Below are 1,634 nucleotides of genomic sequence, written 5' to 3' on the forward strand. Positions count from 1 at the left end.
GACAACGTCCTATGTCGGGAAATTCTGGCTGCTTAGGTCAGCAGGTCGTGTGGCACCCGGCTGTCCGGATACCGTGATAAGGTTGCCCAGACGGGCTCTGCCGTCAAGAAATGATCTCATCCATAGCAAACACAGGGTACGCGCGATGGCGGCCCTCACCGTCCTTAATACGAGATCCCAAATCCCAAGCAGAAGGCCCGAACATTATCTACGAGGTCAGATGTCTGCCTCCACGGCTCATGTCAGAGAGAGGTCCTTCCGCCTGGGCTCACCCCTTCGAAGAAGGGGCGATAGGGTTCACCGTGATTGACCACGGCGTGTACGGTGCGCGCCATCTTGGCCGCGATTGCGGTGTAGGCCTTGCGGCGCAGATGTGCGTTGTGTCGATCCTTCGAGATGTAGCGCTCGAACTTGTCGCGGAAGCTGTTGGTCCGCTTGAGAACGGCCGTCTGGCCAGCCATCCAGAGCGTACGGCGCAGCCGGGCATTGCCATACTTCGAGATCCGGCTCTGGCCGCGGAACATGCCGGACTGCACGGTGGCCAGGTCCATGCCGCAGAACTTCAGGAACTGCCGGTGATGCCGGAACCGCCGCAGGTCGCCGGCCTCCGCGAGGATGGTCATCGCATTGATCGGGCCGATGCCGGGGATGGTTGTCAGCAACTGATAGTCCGGCAGATCGGAGAGCAGCTCGACCGCCCGGGCCTCAATCTCGTTGCGCTGGCGGACAAGGCTTCTGCCTTCGGCAAGGACGAGACGGAACATGCGAACCGCGTCGGAATCCGGTCCGACGGGCAAACCAACAGAGTCTATGGCCGTGGCGTAAATATCTGAAAGCAGGCGTTCTTTGGAAACCTTCTTGCCCACCACCTGCCAGGCATCTGCGATGAAAGCTTCTTGGCTCATGGCCGTGATCATCGCCGGTGTTGGATACTTCTCAAGGAACGCCAGGAACCAGTCCGTCCGGGAGCTTCGGTGAAACCGCTCGGCCTCGGGGAAGTAGAGCGGCAGGTAATGCGTCAGGATACGGTGCCATAGCTCGGTCTTCGAACGCGAGACGATCTCGTGGGTCTTCGAGAGTTCCTGGATGTCGGCGGTCCCGACGACCAGCGGATCATGGAAGAACTGCACGGCGCCGATCTCCAGCATGTGCAGGATGACCTGAGCGTCTTTCGGGTCGTTCTTGTCCCAACTGTTGTGCAAGGCCTCGCGCGTCCGGGCCAAGCCGACCGAGGAAACGAGCTTCAGTTCGAACCCGGCCTGTCCGAGATGATGCGCCAGGGGTCTGTGATAGTTGCCGGTCGCCTCGAACCCGATCCGAACAGGCAGGTCGTACCCCACCAGTGCCGCGGATAAACGATGGAAGTCTTCCAGCGTGTTCATGATCGTCATACGACGACGACGCTTCTTGCCCGGGACTCCGATCAGGACCTCATGGCGGTGCTTGGAAATGTCGATGGCGACCAGGACGGTCGAAGGGATAGAATGGGTGGTGGTCATAGCCGGTCTCCTCAGCGGTGTGGTTCAGCAAAACCACTGTTGAGACCTGAGACCCGGTTATGGCCACCCGCTGCGCGATATGGAAGCTGCGCGTGCGGCCATAACCTGTCGGCAGAACATGTTCCCGACGTGCTA

The 1,634-nt window shown here is 60.2% G+C and carries 1 protein-coding gene; it reads right to left on the reverse strand.

The features are described from left to right. Nucleotides 1–242 precede the first annotated feature (242 nt). On the reverse strand, nt 243–1,499 hold the full coding sequence (locus O4H62_RS26250) for an IS110 family transposase (protein WP_269391841.1): 1,257 nt from the start codon (nt 1,497–1,499) through the stop codon (nt 243–245). Nucleotides 1,500–1,634: the final 135 nt, after the last annotated feature.

The sequence above is a fragment of the Parahoeflea alexandrii genome (assembly GCF_027214025.1).
Taxonomy (GTDB): domain Bacteria; phylum Pseudomonadota; class Alphaproteobacteria; order Rhizobiales; family Rhizobiaceae; genus Hoeflea; species Hoeflea alexandrii_A.

What these genes read in the sequence shown, in the direction of transcription:
- O4H62_RS26250 (WP_269391841.1), bottom strand. Translation starts at nt 1,499, where the DNA reads ATGACCACCACCCATTCTATCCCTTCGACCGTCCTGGTCGCCATCGAC.